At 54.5% G+C, this 16,338-nt stretch carries 18 protein-coding genes; 5 read left to right on the top strand and 13 right to left on the bottom strand.

Annotation, left to right across the window (positions count from 1 at the left end; translation table 11 throughout):
• The first annotated feature begins 1 nt into the window (after position 1).
• The 3 genes from puuE to ACTF58_RS02940 are packed head-to-tail and all read left to right on the top strand — an operon-like array spanning position 2 to position 3,374.
• A complete protein-coding gene (gene puuE, locus ACTF58_RS02950; protein ID WP_438990475.1) occupies positions 2-1,417 on the top strand; it encodes an allantoinase PuuE in 1,416 nt (471 codons plus the stop codon).
• Positions 1,414-1,899: an ureidoglycolate lyase gene (locus tag ACTF58_RS02945; RefSeq protein WP_438990474.1), complete on the top strand. Its 486-nt coding sequence runs from the start codon at positions 1,414-1,416 to the stop codon at positions 1,897-1,899. Before puuE ends, ACTF58_RS02945 begins: the two co-directional genes overlap by 4 nt.
• Before the next feature lie 53 nt (positions 1,900-1,952).
• Positions 1,953-3,374, top strand: a complete 1,422-nt coding sequence (locus ACTF58_RS02940) for a uracil-xanthine permease family protein (RefSeq protein ID WP_438990473.1) — start codon at positions 1,953-1,955, stop codon at positions 3,372-3,374.
• Between the two features lie 79 nt (positions 3,375-3,453).
• On the opposite strand, the gene ACTF58_RS02935 is transcribed toward ACTF58_RS02940, so the two are convergent.
• The 11 genes from ACTF58_RS02935 to yajC form a co-directional block, all read right to left on the bottom strand.
• Positions 3,454-4,284 carry a bifunctional allantoicase/(S)-ureidoglycine aminohydrolase gene (locus ACTF58_RS02935; RefSeq protein WP_438990472.1) on the bottom strand — a complete coding sequence of 277 codons (831 nt, stop codon included), beginning with the start codon at positions 4,282-4,284 and terminating at the stop codon, positions 3,454-3,456.
• 159 nt (positions 4,285-4,443) lie between these two features.
• The gene (locus tag ACTF58_RS02930) at positions 4,444-4,998 is read right to left on the bottom strand and encodes a DsbE family thiol:disulfide interchange protein (RefSeq protein WP_438990471.1); all 555 of its coding nucleotides are present in this window, start codon (positions 4,996-4,998) and stop codon (positions 4,444-4,446) included.
• Positions 4,991-5,149 (bottom strand): heme exporter protein CcmD, encoded by a 159-nt coding sequence (gene ccmD, locus ACTF58_RS02925; protein WP_438990470.1) that lies wholly within the window; start codon positions 5,147-5,149, stop codon positions 4,991-4,993. The genes ACTF58_RS02930 and ccmD overlap by 8 nt, the downstream gene beginning before the upstream one ends.
• Entirely contained in the window at positions 5,146-5,877 is a 732-nt protein-coding gene (locus ACTF58_RS02920) for a heme ABC transporter permease (RefSeq protein WP_438990469.1), read from the bottom strand. The genes ccmD and ACTF58_RS02920 overlap by 4 nt, the downstream gene beginning before the upstream one ends.
• A gap of 69 nt (positions 5,878-5,946) precedes the next feature.
• Positions 5,947-6,603 carry a heme exporter protein CcmB gene (gene ccmB, locus ACTF58_RS02915; protein ID WP_438990468.1) on the bottom strand — a complete coding sequence of 219 codons (657 nt, stop codon included), beginning with the start codon at positions 6,601-6,603 and terminating at the stop codon, positions 5,947-5,949.
• Complete coding sequence (gene ccmA, locus ACTF58_RS02910; RefSeq protein WP_438990467.1) at positions 6,600-7,217, bottom strand: heme ABC exporter ATP-binding protein CcmA; 618 nt, start codon at positions 7,215-7,217, stop codon at positions 6,600-6,602. The genes ccmB and ccmA overlap by 4 nt, the downstream gene beginning before the upstream one ends.
• A 10-nt stretch (positions 7,218-7,227) precedes the next feature.
• Positions 7,228-7,581, bottom strand: coding sequence for an Mth938-like domain-containing protein (locus ACTF58_RS02905; protein WP_438990466.1), 354 nt, complete (start codon positions 7,579-7,581; stop codon positions 7,228-7,230).
• A 3-nt stretch (positions 7,582-7,584) separates the two neighbouring features.
• Positions 7,585-8,343, bottom strand: a complete 759-nt coding sequence (locus ACTF58_RS02900) for a sulfite exporter TauE/SafE family protein (RefSeq protein WP_438990465.1) — start codon at positions 8,341-8,343, stop codon at positions 7,585-7,587.
• Entirely contained in the window at positions 8,330-9,298 is a 969-nt protein-coding gene (gene secF / locus ACTF58_RS02895; RefSeq protein WP_438990464.1) for a protein translocase subunit SecF, read from the bottom strand. Before secF ends, ACTF58_RS02900 begins: the two co-directional genes overlap by 14 nt.
• Positions 9,299-9,301: 3 nt before the next feature.
• A complete protein-coding gene (gene secD, locus ACTF58_RS02890) occupies positions 9,302-10,963 on the bottom strand; it encodes a protein translocase subunit SecD (RefSeq protein WP_438990463.1) in 1,662 nt (553 codons plus the stop codon).
• A gap of 40 nt (positions 10,964-11,003) precedes the next feature.
• The gene (gene yajC, locus ACTF58_RS02885) at positions 11,004-11,282 is read right to left on the bottom strand and encodes a preprotein translocase subunit YajC (RefSeq protein WP_298801720.1); all 279 of its coding nucleotides are present in this window, start codon (positions 11,280-11,282) and stop codon (positions 11,004-11,006) included.
• A gap of 184 nt (positions 11,283-11,466) precedes the next feature.
• Here yajC and serS point away from each other — a divergent pair, with 184 nt between their 5' ends.
• Positions 11,467-12,759 carry a serine--tRNA ligase gene (serS, locus tag ACTF58_RS02880; protein WP_438990462.1) on the top strand — a complete coding sequence of 431 codons (1,293 nt, stop codon included), beginning with the start codon at positions 11,467-11,469 and terminating at the stop codon, positions 12,757-12,759.
• 31 nt (positions 12,760-12,790) lie between these two features.
• On the top strand, positions 12,791-13,495 hold the full coding sequence (locus ACTF58_RS02875) for a hypothetical protein (protein WP_438990461.1): 705 nt from the start codon (positions 12,791-12,793) through the stop codon (positions 13,493-13,495).
• Here ACTF58_RS02875 and der read toward each other — a convergent pair.
• Positions 13,492-14,946 (bottom strand): ribosome biogenesis GTPase Der, encoded by a 1,455-nt coding sequence (der, locus tag ACTF58_RS02870; RefSeq protein ID WP_438990460.1) that lies wholly within the window; start codon positions 14,944-14,946, stop codon positions 13,492-13,494. The genes ACTF58_RS02875 and der overlap by 4 nt on opposite strands.
• A 48-nt stretch (positions 14,947-14,994) precedes the next feature.
• A complete protein-coding gene (locus ACTF58_RS02865; RefSeq protein ID WP_438990459.1) occupies positions 14,995-16,335 on the bottom strand; it encodes a PQQ-binding-like beta-propeller repeat protein in 1,341 nt (446 codons plus the stop codon).
• Positions 16,336-16,338: the final 3 nt, after the last annotated feature.

The following is a 16,338-nucleotide window of genomic DNA, read 5'->3' as shown; positions in this document are numbered from 1 at the left end:
AGTGAAACGGTACGCACGTAATATGCTGGGGTATGGCCAAAACGCGCCCTATGCAGCTTGGCCCAACAAAGCAAAAGTAGCAGTTCAATTTGTGCTCAACTACGAAGAAGGCGGTGAGAACTGTGTTTTGCACGGAGATGCCGCCTCAGAAGCCTTTCTGTCTGATATTCCCGGAGCAGCCCCATGGCCCGAAAAGCGCCACTGGAATATGGAATCCATTTACGAATACGGCGCTCGCGCAGGGTTCTGGCGGCTCCATCGCCTCTTCACCGAAGCCGACATCCCTTTGACCATCTATGGTGTCGCCACCGCTCTGGCGCGCAGTCCTGAACAAGTTCAGGCCATGAAAGACGCCGATTGGGAGATCGCCAGTCACGGGCTAAAATGGGTTGAGCACAAAGATATGCCCGAAGACGAAGAGCGTCGCGCCATTGTTGAGGCCATACGGCTACACACCGAGGTTGTCGGCACAGCGCCGCGCGGCTGGTATACGGGGCGCTGTTCGGAAAACACTGTTAGACTGGTCTCTGAAACACACCAGTTTGATTATATCTCAGACACCTATGATGATGACCTCCCCTATTGGCTGGAGGTCGGCGATCATGACCAATTGATCATTCCTTACACACTTGAAGCCAATGATATGCGCTTTGCCACGGCGCCTGGCTGGGTCACAGGCGATGACTTTGGCCAATATCTTATAGACGCCTTTGATGCGCTTTATGAGGAGGGCCAAAAGGGCCGCCCCGCAATGATGTCGGTCGGTCTTCATTGCCGCCTGATCGGCCGCCCGGGGAAAATTGCGGGCCTCAAACGCTTTATCAAACACCTGCAACAGCATGACGATGTGTGGTGCCCACGCCGCCTTGAGATTGCACAGCATTGGGCCGCAACACACCCCCACACGCGCACCGAACGACCGAGTGCAATGAGCCAAGAGCGCTTTATCGAGGCCTTTGGCGGTATTTTTGAACATTCGCCATGGGTCGCGAAGCGGGCTTGGGCGCTTGAACTTGGGCCAGCCCATGACTGTGCTGCAGGTGTTCACAACGCACTTTGCCGTGTCTTCCGCTCGGCCACACACTTAGAACGCTTGGCTGTCTTGAAGGCCCACCCTGACCTTGCGGGAAAGCTTGCAGCAGCCGGAGAGCTGACAGATGAGAGCACAGCAGAGCAAGCCAGTGCCGGCTTGGACTACCTCAGTGATGATGAGCGAAAGCTCTTTATGCAGCTCAATGACGATTACGTCGCCAAACATGGCTTTCCCTTTATTATCGCGGTGAGAGATCACACCAAAGCCACGATCTTAGAGGCGTTTAAAACACGCATTCACAATGCAAATGATCAAGAGTTTTCCGAAGCTTGCCGTCAAGTTGAACGCATTGCTCAGTTTCGACTTCAGGATCATTTTTCATGACCGTTTACTTATCCCCCGCCCCCCTCACTCAAGAGAGCTTTGCCCCTTATGGCGATGTGATCGAAATCAGCGGAGCCGCAGACAAGCTTATCAATCAAGGCCTCTGCGGGCGTCATCACGACCTTGCCAAACTCGACTTCGGATCAGGGCGCGCAGGGATCAGCATCTTTGACGCCCAAGCGCGGCAGTTTCCATACACATTAGATATGATGGAGCGCCACCCCGATGGCAGCCAAGCCTTCGTGCCCCTGTCAGGGGTTCCTATGCTGGTGAGCGTTGCGGATGATGAAGATGGCAAGCCTTCAACCCCTCGTGTTTTTCTCTCAGAGCCTCATCAGACGATCAATATTCACCGCAACGTCTGGCATGGCGTGCTCGCACCCGTCAAAGAAGCAGGTCAATACATCGTTATCGACCGCATTGGTGATACACCAAATCTAGAAGAGTTCCTTTTTTCTACCCCATATATTGTGAATCCATAATTAAAACACCCGCCAAAAGAAGCGGGCAGACCAACAGTCAATAGGAGGATACCATGGCTGACACTTCAATAGGGACACCAGAACAACTCAAGGACCCGAATTATACACCCGCGCTTTCAAAGGCGATCCCGCTTGGAATACAGCACGTCTTGGCGATGTTTGTCTCCAACGTGACCCCTGCCATCATTGTCGCAGGCGCGGCAGGTTTTGGGTTTGGCTCCAATTCCCCTGACTTCCCTGAATTGCTTTATCTCATTCAAATGTCGATGCTATTTGCCGGCGTTGCAACGCTCCTGCAGACCCTTACGCTCGGACCAGTCGGTGCGGCTCTTCCGATTGTTCAAGGCACATCATTTGCCTTTTTGCCGATCATGATCCCGCTGGTGGCAGGGAAAGGCGTTGACGCATTGGCCGCGCTCTTTGGCGGCGTCTTGATCGGCGGCGTGTTTCATGCGCTCTTGGGCACAGTCATTGGCAAAATCCGCTTCGCCCTACCCCCGCTTGTGACAGGCCTTGTTGTCACAATGATCGGTCTCGCATTGGTCAAAGTTGGCATTCAATACGCTGCGGGTGGCGTTCCTGCCATGGGCACGCCAGAATACGGTTCCCTGCTCAACTGGTCAGCCGCTCTGGTGGTTATTGTTGTGACCTTGGGCCTGAAGTTCTTCACACGTGGGATGCTGTCTATTTCAGCGGTTCTGATCGGGCTGGTCGTTGGTTATGTATATGCTCTCGCAGTCGGGATGCTCACATTTGATGCAATTGCCACATCTTGGGAGCGCTCGGCGGTCTTTGCCATGCCGCAACCCTTCAAATACGGCTTTGAGTTCTCTGTAGCAGCCATCATAGGCTTCTGCCTGATGGCCTTCGTTTCAGCGATTGAAACTGTGGGCGATGTCTCAGGTATCTGCAAAGGCGGTGCTGGACGCGAAGCAACCGACAAAGAAATCCAAGGCGCAACATATGCTGACGGTTTCGGCACAGCTATCGCCGGAATCTTTGGGGGCTTTCCAAACACCTCCTTCAGCCAAAACGTCGGCCTGATCGCCATGACAGGCGTTATGAGCCGTCATGTCGTCACCTGTGGAGCCATTTTCCTGATCATCTGCGGGCTTATTCCCAAAGTTGGCGGCATCATTCGCACCGTGCCCATCGAAGTCTTGGGCGGCGGCGTGATTGTTATGTTCGGGATGGTTGTCGCGGCAGGCATCTCGATGCTCTCGGACGTCAACTGGAACCGCCGGAATATGGTGATCTTTGCAATCGCACTCTCGATTGGCCTTGGCCTTCAACTCGAGCCAAACGCCCTTCAGCATATGGGACAAACCGCTCAGGTCTTGCTCACATCGGGACTTCTGCCTGCGGCTGCCATTGCCATTATCCTGAACCTGATCTTGCCAGAAGAATTGGCAGATGAGGCGACAGAAGAGGTCTCTGGCGGACACGCCGGCCACGGCAGCGGATCGCTTAAATAAACCGACAGCCTTAAGGCACAAAATGAAAATCGGCGCTCAATGGCGCCGATTTTTTTACTTTGAGAATAGGTCAGAACTCTCAGAGAGGCTTTGGAAAGCTCATGTGACGGTTCACATCTTTATACAAAAGATAGCGAAACGGGCCTGGCCCCCCCGCATAGCAGGCCTGTGGGCAGAAGGCTCTCAGCCACATAAAATCCCCCGCCTCGACTTCAACCCAATCCTGATTGAGCCTGTAAACAGCTTTCCCCTCCAAGACATAGAGACCGTGCTCCATCACATGGGTTTCAGCAAAAGGGATCACAGCCCCAGGCTGGAACGTCACAACATTCACGTGCATATCATGACGCAAATCACTGGGCTCAACAAACCGTGTCGTCGCCCATTTCCCGTCTGTATTTGGCATAGCTGTCGGTGCGATAGTCGTCTCATTGGTGACAAAACTCTCAGGAGCGTCCAATCCCGATACAGCTTGATAGCGTTTTCTCACCCAATGGAACTTTACTGCTTCTTGAGTATGATTGATCAAAGACCAAGCCGCATCTGGCGGCAAATACGCATATCCGCCCGTCTCCATGACGTATTCACGCCCTTCAAGGGTGAGCGTCATAGCCCCCTCAACGATAAAAAGAACCGCCTCGACGCCCTCTTCGGTTTCGGGCCGCTCACTCCCGCCGCCAGGCAAAACTTCAGCAATATATTGGGAAAATGTCTCCGCAAAACCAGACAAAGGCCGCGCAATGACCCAGAAGCGCGCGTCTCTCCAAAACGGCAAGAGGCTCGTCACAATATCACTGAAGGTTCCCTTGGGGATAACGGCATAAGCTTCGGTAAACATAGCCCGATCAGTCAAAAGCTGGGTTTGAGGCGCAAGCCCGCCTTGGGGCGCATAATACTCTGGTGTCTTCAATGGCCTAGCCTCTTCAGTGATATTTCGCCCTATAGAAACGCCTTCACCCAATATTTCCAATCCTTTTCAGCGCCCAATACCCTGAAGGATTATCAATATTTACTTGAAATCGGCCGTGCAACTGTCAGGACACGGAATACAGAGCAAGAGCAAAGCGGCCTAGTCGCGTGCGTCTGTTGCCGTGGTTGCGGCTTCTATCGCGGGTAAAATTTCAGTCTCGATCGCACGTTTGGTAATCGGGCCGGCAAAGCGCAAAACAATGACGCCGTCTGAATTGATAACATAGGTTTCAGGCACGCCATAAACGCCCCAATTGAGCGCCATCCGCCCCGCCTCATCGGCGCCGACCGCTTTGTAAGGATTGCCCAAATCGGCCAAAAACTTGAGGGCATTGGGCGCTTTATCTTTATAATTCACGCCATAAATGGGAATACCCGCCTCCGCCAAAGCTTCAAGATGAGGATGCTCTACACGGCAAGGGGCACACCAACTGGCCCAGAAGTTAACAAGCTTAACTCCTCCGCTGCTCAAAGTCTCGTCACTGAAGGTAGGCAGGTCGCCAAGCGCAGACACCTCAACATGAGGCGCCGCCTTGCCTTCCAGAACAGATGGCAAGGCGTTAGGGTCTTCAAGCTTCAACCCTTCTAACATCAAGACTGCAAACCCCAGAAACAGAACAGGCGGCACCAGCATGGCGGGAGAAATTTTAGCCACGTGGCTTACTCCGCTCTTCGATCTCTTCAAGCTCGGCCTTCACACGGCGGGCACGCATGACGCTCCCCACCACAAGCGCCAGCAAAAGGCTCAGCGAAACGCCGTAAGCCGAAAGCACTTCAACTGCGTATTTCCCAAGTTCAGGCATCATCCCAGCCGCTCCCGCGCCAAAAGCGCCCGTGCACGGCGGGCTCTGATTTCTGTATTTGTGCGCACAATCACCAAAGCAAAGAACAAAAGAACAAAGCCAGCAATCGACACCAGCGCAGGATACCAAAAGACATCCGCGACGTTCTCTTTCTTATCAAGCGACAGGGACGCCCCTTGGTGCAGGCCTTGGTTCCAGAAGTTCACAGCATAGCGTGACAGAAGGGCAAAAACAGACCCGACCAGACACAGGATGCTAGTCAGATCGGCGGCTGTATCGTCGTCTTCGATCGCAGTCCAAAGCGCCATATAGCCTAAATAAAACAAAAACAGGATCAGGAAAGAGGTGAGCCGCGGATCCCATGCCCACCATGTGCCCCACATCGGCTGGCCCCAAACCGCGCCCGTAAAGAGCGCAATCAGCGTCATAACCGCCCCAATAGGCGCAGCTGCTCGCGCAGCAAGAGCGCTGACATGATGCCGCCTCACAATCCAGACAAGAGAGGTGATCAACATCATAACCCAGATATTGATCGCCATCATCGCGCTTGGAACATGGACATAAAAAATCTTGACGGTTGAGCCTTGGCGAAAGTCGTCAGGTGTGAAGAAAAACCCCCACACAAGACCACAGACCAGACACAGAGCCGCCGCCCACCCGATAAAGGGGAGAGCAGCCTCCGTTGTGCGCATAAACTTAAGCGGATTAGCATATTCCCAAATCGACGCCATAGATCTCTTCCCTTGTTACGCATTCCCATGCCTGAATTTGTTGCCAAACACCAGTGCCGAGATGCCACATCACCGCAAGTTCACCCTCAGCACAGCAGCACTGGCAAAGGGCAGCAAAGCCAGCGCAGCAAAACTGATCCCTGCCAGCAACAACAGTGGAGATGTATAGGGCTGGCTTTCAGCCCCCCGCCGCGCGACCTCAGCTCCGAAAATAAGAGTTGGCACATAGAGCGGCAAGACCAAAAGGCTCAACAAAAGCCCGCCCCTCTTGATCCCGACAGTCAAGGCTGCCCCAAATGCGCCAATCACCGAAAGCGCAGGCGTTCCAATCAAAAGCGATAGGACCAAAGCAAAATAGCCATTCGCCGGCAAGCTCATCAAAAGTGCAAAAACAGGTGCCGCCGCAACAAGCGGCAAGCCTGTTGTGAGCCAATGCGCAATCGCTTTGACAGTAATGATCCCCTCAAGCGGCAAAGGTGACGTCACCAACAGATCAAGCGAGCCGTCTTCAAAATCGAGCGCAAACATCCGGTCCAGCGACAAGAGACACGCCAATAGCGCCGCAACCCATAATACCCCGGGCGCAATACGCCCCAAGAGGCTTGTTTCAGGCCCAACGCCAAAGGGAATAAGCACCACAACAATCAGGAAGAACGACAGCCCAAGGCCAAAGCCCCCGCCAGCCCGCATCGCAAGGCGCAAATCACGATTCAGCAGAGCAATCATAAAAACGCCTCGTCAAAATCATCCTGAAGCGCCGAAACTGCCTTATAGCCTCCCAGCTCCAACGACATTGCATTTTTCAAGCCAAGATCAATATGGGTTGCCATAATGGCCAGCCCTCCGCCTTCCAGATGTGTCTGGATCACATCTCCAAACATAACCACGGCCGTCAGGTCCAAAGAAACCGTCGGTTCGTCCAAAATCCAGACAGGCCGTCCCGTAACCATCAGGCGCGCCAGTCCAAGCCGGCGTTTTTGCCCCGCCGACAGCATCCCCGCAGGTTTATCTATCAAGTCGGAAAGCGAAAATGCGTTAATCGCCTGATCAATGGTCTTAGTTCCAAAAATTTGCGCCCAAAACACCAAGTTCTCTTTCACCGTGAGCGTTGTTTTGATGCCATCCACATGAGCAGCATAGACCATATCCTCCGCCTCAAGACTAACCCGACCAGAGAGTGCAGGTTGAAGCCCTGCGAGCGTGCGCAACAAAGTGGTTTTTCCGATCCCGTTAGGACCGCGCAACACAAGCGCCTGGCCCGACTTGACTGTAAAGCTCACATCCTTCAACACAGCCAAACCGCCACGCGCAACGCAGAGTTTATCGACCTGAAGTTCCATTCTTCAATCCTCAGACAGGTAACGCCGCCAGAGCGACGCGCCGCCCCTCTGCTGCAAGCACATTATAAGTGCGACAAGCCGAGGGCGAATTCATAACTTCGATTCCCATGCCGGCTTGCTCTATTTTTTGCCTCATATCTGCCGGCAAATGCGTAATTTCCGCGCCTGTTCCTACAAAAATAACGTCCACCCGCCCTTGAAGCGCAAGGAGGGATTCTATCTCTTCATAACCCGCCCAAGACTGCACGCTTTCATTTGCGACAAGCATTCCGCCTTCAACACGTTGCCCGCCGATTTTGAAAAAACCAGCCCCATAGCTTTCGACAGGCTGGGCTTCAGAAAAGTGCATTTCAGTGAGTTTCATATTTCAATCCCAGAGAGGTAGTGAGGTCAGTGCCGCCGTGAAAATCACCGCATAGGCAATCCCCCGATACAGCTTTTCGCGCGCAGGGTCAAAAATGGCAGCGCCCAAGACATTTCCGGCCACTGAGGGCACAAAAAACAAAAGCCCCAGAACAACAGGAAAGACGGCAAGCTGCCCTTTCACACCCAACCAAAACAACAGGAAAATATCAAAGATAAACAAATACATCATAATATTGGCGCGGATCACACCCACAGCCTTCGTGCTGGCCGCAAACAGCATGATAACAGGCGGTCCTGGCAGTCCGACGGCTCCGCCCGTCATCCCCGCGACTGCGCCCCCTGCATATAGAACCTTTGGTGTAATCTCACCACGGTAGCGCAGCCCCGCCAACAAGGAAATCGGCACCACGATTGCCAGTATCGAAACCGCATATCGAAACACCTCTGTCGGCACAGCAAGGAGAAGGTAAACTCCCAAAGGTAATGATATTAATGTGGCAAGCCCCAGCCGCGCAACGCTCGCGGGCTCACCATCGCGCCACGCACGAGGCAAATTGGGTATGGGGCCAAAAATATCCATCACGGTTAACGCAATCAAAACAGAAACAGGCTCCATGACTTTGCTGGCAAACGGAATGAAAATCATTGCCGTTCCAAAGCCGGAAAATCCACGCACCATGCCTGCCAAGAAGACCACCACCAACAACCAGCCCAAGCTGTCTAGCGCGACAGCCTGACGGAGCAGGTCAGGCATCAACATTGGCGAATTGATTGCCCGTGGTATCATTGGATTTCGTCCAATCGCGCTTGACACCAAGCCAGAGCAATATTGTTGAGGCAACAAAAATAGAGCTATATGTGCCGACAATCACGCCCCAGATCATGGCAAACACAAATCCACGGATCACATCTCCCCCAAGCACAAACAAGGCGATCAGCGCCAAGAGTGTTGTGACCGACGTCATCATGGTTCGGCTGAGGGTTTCATTGATCGAGATGTTCATAACCTCTTTCAACGGTTTCTTTTTGTATTTGCGCAGGTTTTCACGCACGCGGTCAAACACAACAACCGTATCGTTGAGCGAATAGCCAACAATGGTCAGAAGCGCAGCGATGATCGCCAGATCAAACCTGATTTGAAGCTCTGAGAAGATCCCGATGGTCAGCAATACATCGTGCACCAAGGCCACAACCGCTCCGACAGCGAATTGCCATTCAAATCTCAGCCAGATGTAAATCAGAACCGCACCAATCGCCAACACAACCGCAATCATTGCCGTCTGAATAAGCTCGCCAGACACTTTTGGCCCGACACTCTCGACAGAGCTGAATGTGATGTCTGGAGCCTGCTCTTTAAGCGCTTTTTCCACCGCCTCAATAACAGCAGTGGTAACCGCCTCTTCGCCGTCTTGTGCCTGAATACGGATCATGGCGACGTTTTTATCGGCCCCGAAACTCGGGTCAAAAACTTCGGTGATCGTGACATCTCCCAGCTCTAATGGCTCGATAGCATTCCGGTATGCGGCAATATCAATTTCTTGGCTGCTGTCGGTGCGAATTGTCGTTCCGCCTTTGAAATCAATACCATAGTTCAGCCCTTGCAAGGCAAAGCTCGCGAACGCAACAATCATCATAAAGGCCGAAATCCCAAGCCAAAGCTTGTAACGCGCGAAGAAATCCACGTTTGTTTCTTTTGGAACAAGTCTCAATCGCATGGCTCAGACCTCTATCGTTTTGGGTTTACGGCGCTCAAACCAGATCACAACAATCAGCCGCGTTACAAAAATGGCGGTGAAGACCGATGTCAGAATCCCGAGCCCGAGTGTAATGGCAAAGCCACGCACCGGACCGGAGCCAACCGCATAGAGAATAACGGCGGTGATAAAGGTCGTGATATTGGCGTCGATAATAGCCGACAGTGCCTTTTCATATCCAAGGTCAATCGCGCGGGCTGGGCCTTTTGCAGACTTCAACTCTTCGCGAATACGCTCAAACACCAGCACATTGGCGTCAACAGCCATACCGATCGTCAAGACAATTCCCGCGATCCCGGGAAGGGTCAAAGTCGCGCCCAACATAGAGAGCAAGCCAAAGATCAGAACCACGTTAAAAATAAGAGCAATATTAGCGAAAACCCCGAAGGTTCCGTAGCTCAAGACCATAAAGATCAGCACACCGACAAAGGCCACGATACAGGCAAGCTTGCCGGCCTCAATGCTATCCGCGCCCAGCTCAGGGCCGATCGTGCGCTCTTCCAAAAACTCAAGCCCCGCAGGCAAAGCACCCGCACGCAACAGAACCGCAAGCTTTGTGCTCTCTTCAAGCGAAAAGTTACCGGTGATAATCCCGGAACCGCCTGCGATATGGCTTTGAATGACAGGCGCCGAAATGACTTCCTTGTCGAGCACAATCGCGAAGGGAGAGCCGATATTCTCGGCGGTATAATCGCCAAAGCGCCGCGCCCCAGAGGTATTGAAGCGGAACGAAACAGCCGGCCGCCCGTTTTGGTCAAAGTCGGGCTGTGCGTCGACAAGATCCTCACCAGAGACAACAGAAGCCTCCTCCAGCACATAGTAAACGCCCTCTTCATCCAGCGAGGGCAGCACATAGTTCCCTGCGCCTGCGGGTTCGTCCGCGCTGCTGGCTCGGCTCACAACAGAATGAAACGTGAGTTGCGCGGTGGTGCCGATAATAGCTTTCAGCTCGCCTGCACTTCCAAGGCCTGGAACCTGAATGAGAATGCGGTCAGCGCCCTGCCGCTGAATGGTTGGCTCGCGCGTTCCCACTTCGTCAATACGGCGGCGAATAATTTCAAGCGACTGACGCACCGTGCGTTCATCCGTGGCAATCTTCTCCGCCTCCGAGAGGCGCACAACAATAGCGTCGCCCTCCACAGTGACTTCAATATCGCTGGCTCCTGCCGCGGCCAAGCCCGAAACGGGGCGCGCAAGCCCCCTGATCAGGCTGGCCGCGTTTTGAAGCTGTTCGGGCTTGGATATTTTTATGCGCAGCTCGTCACTCGCACTTTTCTGTAGACGCACCGTGCCAACAGTTGCGCGCTCTTCGCGCAGCAGATCCCGAATTTCCGGCCAGCTGCCCTTGATACGGGCAGCATAGACATCTTGCACTTTCACTTCGGCAAGCAAATGTGCCCCGCCGCGCAAATCAAGCCCCAAATTCACCAAGCTAGACGGTAAGAAGCTCGGCCAAAGTGCGGCCTGCTCCTCAAGGCCGGCAGCCGTGCCGCCCGCCTCAATGGCTTTGACCGCATCATTGTGGGTTTCGACACGGGTGTAAAACCCGTTCGGCAAAGCAAGCAAAACACCAGCAACCACCACGAGCCAGATAAGAACCCGTTTCCATCTATCAATCTGAAGCATTCGGACTCCGCCTCGTGTCTTTTGAGTGCTTTGGTAAAGTTTACGCTTTGGCTGGTTCTGTTTTGTTCAAAACCTGAGCAACCGTGCCCTTGATCACACGCACTTTAACAGCGTCCGCAATCTCAACTTCAAGTTCGCCATCGTCGCGCACTTTGACAACTTTTCCAACAATTCCGCCTTGCGTGATCACTTGATCACCACGGCGAATGTTTTCGATCATCTGTTGATGCTCTTTCATCTTCTTCTGCTGTGGTCGGATCAGCAGGAAATACATAATCGCGAAAATCGCGGCCAACATCAGCAAGTCACCAGGTCTCATATACGCCCCCGTCGTGGTCTGGTTGAGGGCAAAGCCCTTTTAAATCGAGACCTACCTATGCTCGATATCGATTGTTTGCAATGGGCAAAGGCGATCAGGCCCACCGACAATCACCCGTTTACCTTCGCCTGCAAAATCGGTCATAAGGCGGCAACAAGACTCATTCTTCAAAAGGACAAGTGAGATGCATGATATTCGCGTGATCCGTGAAAACCCCAGCGATTTTGACGCCGCCATGGCGCGCCGAGGGCTTCCGCCTGTCTCAGATCAGATTTTGAAGCTCGACGAAGAGCGCCGTACCAAAATCTTGGCGGCCGAAACAGCGCAAGCGGCCCAAAACAAGGCCGCAAAAGATATCGGCGCAGCAAAAGCCTCAGGCGACACAGCCTTGTTTGAAAGCCTGCGTGATGAGGTTTCCGCCCAAAAAGCCGCTGTCGGCGCAATGCAGGCCGAAGCCAAGGCGCTTGACGCAGCGCTCACGGAAATGCTCGCCGCCCTGCCCAATCTGGTGCACTCTGATGTCCCTGACGGGGCCGACGAAGATGACAACACAGAGGTTCACAGCTGGGGAACGCCCAAAGAGCTGGGCTTTGCAGCCCGCGAGCATTTTGATCTGGACTGCGTCAAAACCGGCATGGACTTTGAAACAGCAGCCAAACTCTCGGGCAGCCGCTTTGTCGTTTTGTCAGGCTCCGTTGCGCGCCTTCATCGCGCTTTGGCGCAGTTTATGCTCGACACACATATCGAAGAAAACGGCCTGACCGAAACATGGACCCCTGTGCTCGTCAAAGAAGAAATGATGTATGGCACAGGTCAGCTGCCCAAGTTTGGCGAAGACAGCTATCAAACCACCAATGGCTGGTGGCTCGTGCCCACAGCCGAAGTCACATTGACCAATATTGTCAATGGCTTGACGGTTGAAGAAAGCAGCCTCCCACGCCGTTTTGTCGCCCATACGCAATGCTTCCGCTCCGAAGCGGGCAGCGCGGGTCGCGACACTTCGGGAATGTTGCGCCAGCACCAGTTTGAGAAAGTCGAAATGGTGTCGATCACCCACCCAGACAAAAGCCTTGAAGAGCACAACCGCATGACGCGCTGCGCCGAAGGCATTCTGGAAAAGCTAGAACTGCCCTATCGCACAGTTGTGCTCTGCACGGGAGACATCGGCTTTGGCGCGATCAAAACCCATGACATCGAAGTTTGGCTGCCTGGCCAAGGCAAATACCGCGAGATCAGCTCCGTCTCTGTCTGTGGCGCGTTTCAGGCCCGTCGAATGCAAGCCCGCTTCAAGCCCGCCGACGGCGGCAAGCCGCAATATGTCCATACGCTGAATGGCTCGGGTCTGGCTGTTGGCCGCGCCCTCATCGCCGTTTTGGAGAACGGCCAAAAAGAAGACGGCTCGGTCAAGCTTCCCGACGTTCTCACGCCCTATCTCGGCGGCAAAAGCGTTATGAACCCTGACGGAACCCTGTCTTGAACCCATAAGGTTTAGCGCCTAGCCTGATCTGATGACCCGATATTTTCCCATCGCGACCTTTGCAGCAGCGGTTCTGTTTGCCGTCTCGCCGTTTTTCACAACGGGCTTTAATGGATTTGAGGCCAGTCAATTTCCTGTGCCGCAAATTGATCCGCCGATTCAGCCCGCAGGCTATGCCTTCTCGATTTGGGGCGTGCTGTATCTCTGGCTTATCGCAGGCACAGGGTTTGGCTTTTTCAAACGCAGACATGACCCCGCTTGGGATGCCGCACGACCCGCCCTGCTGATCAGCCTCGCTTTGGGCACATCATGGATCGCTGTCGCCCAGATATCTGTGATCTGGGCCACGGTGCAAATCTGGATCATGCTCCTCGCCGCGCTCGCCGCGTTTTTGCGGGCCAGTGATCAGGATATCTGGTGGCAAAGAGAGCCAATCGGCGCTTATGCAGGCTGGCTCACAGCGGCGTCAAGCGTCTCGATCGGCCTTCTCTTGGCGGGCTATGGCTATACCACGTCAGGAATGGCCGCCTATATTGGCCTCTTCCTTGCACTCGTCATTGCGGTTGCCATGCAAAAGGCTTGCCCCAAGTCTCTCTCCTACCCCCTTGCTGTCATTTGGGCCTTGATCGGAGTTGTCATCAGCAATCTGGAGCCGCTGAACACAAGCGTGCTTGGCCTTTGTGCAGTTGGCATAACCTACCTGCTCATAGGCCTTCTGAAAGGCTTGAAAGGCTAGTCTTTCTTGCGGCCCAGAGTGTGCTTGCGCAGCTTTGAGGGCGGCGCTTTCTTGCGGCCTTTGTAGGGGTTTTTATCGCTCTGCCCCCGCATGGTCAGGCGTATCGGCGTGCCAGGCATATCAAAATCTTCGCGCAACCCGTTCACAAGATACCGCGAGTAAGCCGCAGGCATTTTGTCAGGATGTGAACACATCACAATAAATCCGGGTGGGCGCGTTTTGGCTTGGGTCATATAGCGCAGTTTGATGCGCTTGCCTTGTGGCGCGGGCGGCGGATGCGCCTGCACCATACCATCAAGCCAGCGGTTCAAATGTGCCGTGGTAATGCGCTTGTTCCAAACATCATGCGCCTTGCGCACAGCATCATGCAAGCGCTCAAGCCCGCGTCCCGTTTTGGCCGAAACCGTGATCAGCGGCGCACCCCGCAATTGCGGCAGCAGACGCGTAAAGGCTTCTTTCAGCTCCTTGAGCTTGTCTTGCTTGTCGTCCTCAACGTCCCATTTGTTCACGGCAACAACAACAGCTCGCCCTTCCCGCTCCGCCAGGTCGGCGATGCGAAGATCCTGTTGTTCAAACGGAATGGCCGCATCTAGCAAAACAACCACAACTTCAGCAAATTTAACCGCACGCAAACCGTCAGACACAGAGAGCTTTTCAAGCTTGTCCTGAACCTTGGCCTTTTTGCGCATTCCAGCCGTGTCAAATATTCTGACCGGCGTGCCAGACCACTCCAGCGTCAGCGAGATGGCATCGCGTGTGATACCAGCCTCGGGTCCAGTGAGAAGGCGGTCTTCGCCCAGAATTTTATTGATCAGCGTAGACTTGCCCGCATTCGGGCGCCCCACAACAGCAATCTGAAGCGGCTTCTTCACTGTCGGAGTATGATCCGGCGCATCCTCGTCCTCATGGACGGTCACATCAACTTCGGGCGCATCCTCTTTGGCGCGCTCTTCATATTGGTCCGCAAGTGGCATCAGCGCCGAATAGAGCTCGTTGAGGCCCTCGCCGTGCTCGGCGGAGAGCCGAATGGGATCACCAAGACCCAAGCCATAGGCTTCCATAACGCCCGCATCCGCCGCCATGCCTTCTGCTTTGTTGGCCGCAACAAAAACAGGCGAGCCTTTACGGCGCAGAATGTCGGCAAAAACCTCGTCAGTCGGGGTTACGCCTGCGCGCGCATCAATCATAAACAAGCAAGCATCGGCCATTTCCACCGCGCGCTCCGTGAGCCGCCGCATTCTGCCCTGAAGCGAGTCATCGGTCGCATCTTCCAGACCTGCGGTGTCAATCACCGTAAATTTCAGATCGCCGAGCTTCGCCTCCCCTTCCCGCAAATCGCGCGTCACACCAGGTTGATCATCAACCAAAGCAAGCCGTTTCCCAACCAGACGGTTGAAAAGGGTTGATTTGCCAACATTGGGACGGCCGACTATGGCCAAAGTAAAGCTCATTCTAAAAGCGCTCCAGTCGCGGAAAGCCGCACCTATCCGAGTTTCATCTCAACGGAAAGCGAAAAGTTGACCCTTGCCGCTCACAACAAACATCATGCCATCGGCAAAAACCGGGCTTGTGGTGGCTCCACCGGGGATCTCACCTGTCTGAAGCAACACGCCATTTGTCGGATCAAAAGCGCGGATCAGGCCATCACTGGAGGTAACATACAGTCGCCCGCCCGCCAGCACAGGCCCATAATGGGCAAAGACAGTGTTCTGACGCTTGGGGCGGTCTTTGGTAAAGAACGGCAGTTTCGTGCCCCAAACCCGTTCGCCCGTGTCTGCGTCGAGCCGAACAAGTTCGTTTCCATCAGACACCAGAAAAACAGCGCCCCCCACTACCCAAGCTGGGCTCATAGGGCCTTCTTCTGCCGTCCAAAGACGCGCGCCGCTGTCCGCCTCCAGCGCAACCATGCGGCCCGATTGTGTGCCGGCAAAGATGCGCCCACCCGATATTACAGGGTCTCCTGTAATATCGCTGATACGGCTGCGCGTATATCCACGCCTTTGTCCAGAGATCACAGTGTCCCAAACACGCAATCCACCCTGCTTGAAGGCCGCCTGCAACTCGTTTGAGCCAAAGGAAAAAACCACAAGGCTATCAGAAACAGCAGGTGCCGCGCCCCCGAGAATGTTGTTCTTGTCCGCCGTCGAGCCCAATTGCCACAAAACGCGCCCGCTCTGGGCACTGAGCGCCCAAGCGGTAGCATCTCCCGCGACGAGATAGACAATCCCGTCACGCACGGTCGGCAGCCCTGTGCCAGAGGCTTGCAGCTTTTGCTGCCAGAGCTGATCGCCGGTTTCGGCCTCAAGCGCCGTCACAGTGCCAAATCCGGAGGTGACAAATATCACGCCCTCAGACGCCGCAAGCCCGCCGCCCGTTGCATCGCGGCCTGCGTCTCTTTCAGGCACAAGGCTCACACTCCACACCGCGCTCCCAGAGGTGCTCGTCGCACTCACGCGCGCTTCGGAATCAAGCGTGAAAACCTTACCGTTATAAACCACAGGCTCCGATGTAATCCGACCATAGCGGCTGTCACCCGAGCCGATATCTGCGCTCCAGACAGGCACAATCGCGCCGCTGAATGCGGGATGTTGAATGCGGGTCTTCGGGCTATTGTGCCGCTGAAGCCACGCGGTATTCGCCTGCTCGGGGCCGACGGAAACAGGCGCGCTGAGATTTGGAGCGAACGGATCACGCACCACAAGGCTTGAGTCGCTCTGCTCGGCGCGAAGATTTTCCCGCTTGCCCGCCAAGATCGTCTCTGGCTCTTCACACCCCGTCAACGCGAGCAAACAGGCAGCCCCCAAAACGAAAGGTCCTAAGCTTGGCAAATGTTTCTTCATCGA

Source organism: Lentibacter sp. (assembly GCF_965657785.1).
Lineage (GTDB): Bacteria > Pseudomonadota > Alphaproteobacteria > Rhodobacterales > Rhodobacteraceae > Lentibacter.
Note: the sequence above shows the minus strand (reverse complement) of the source record. Positions and strands in the feature narration are given on the sequence as shown.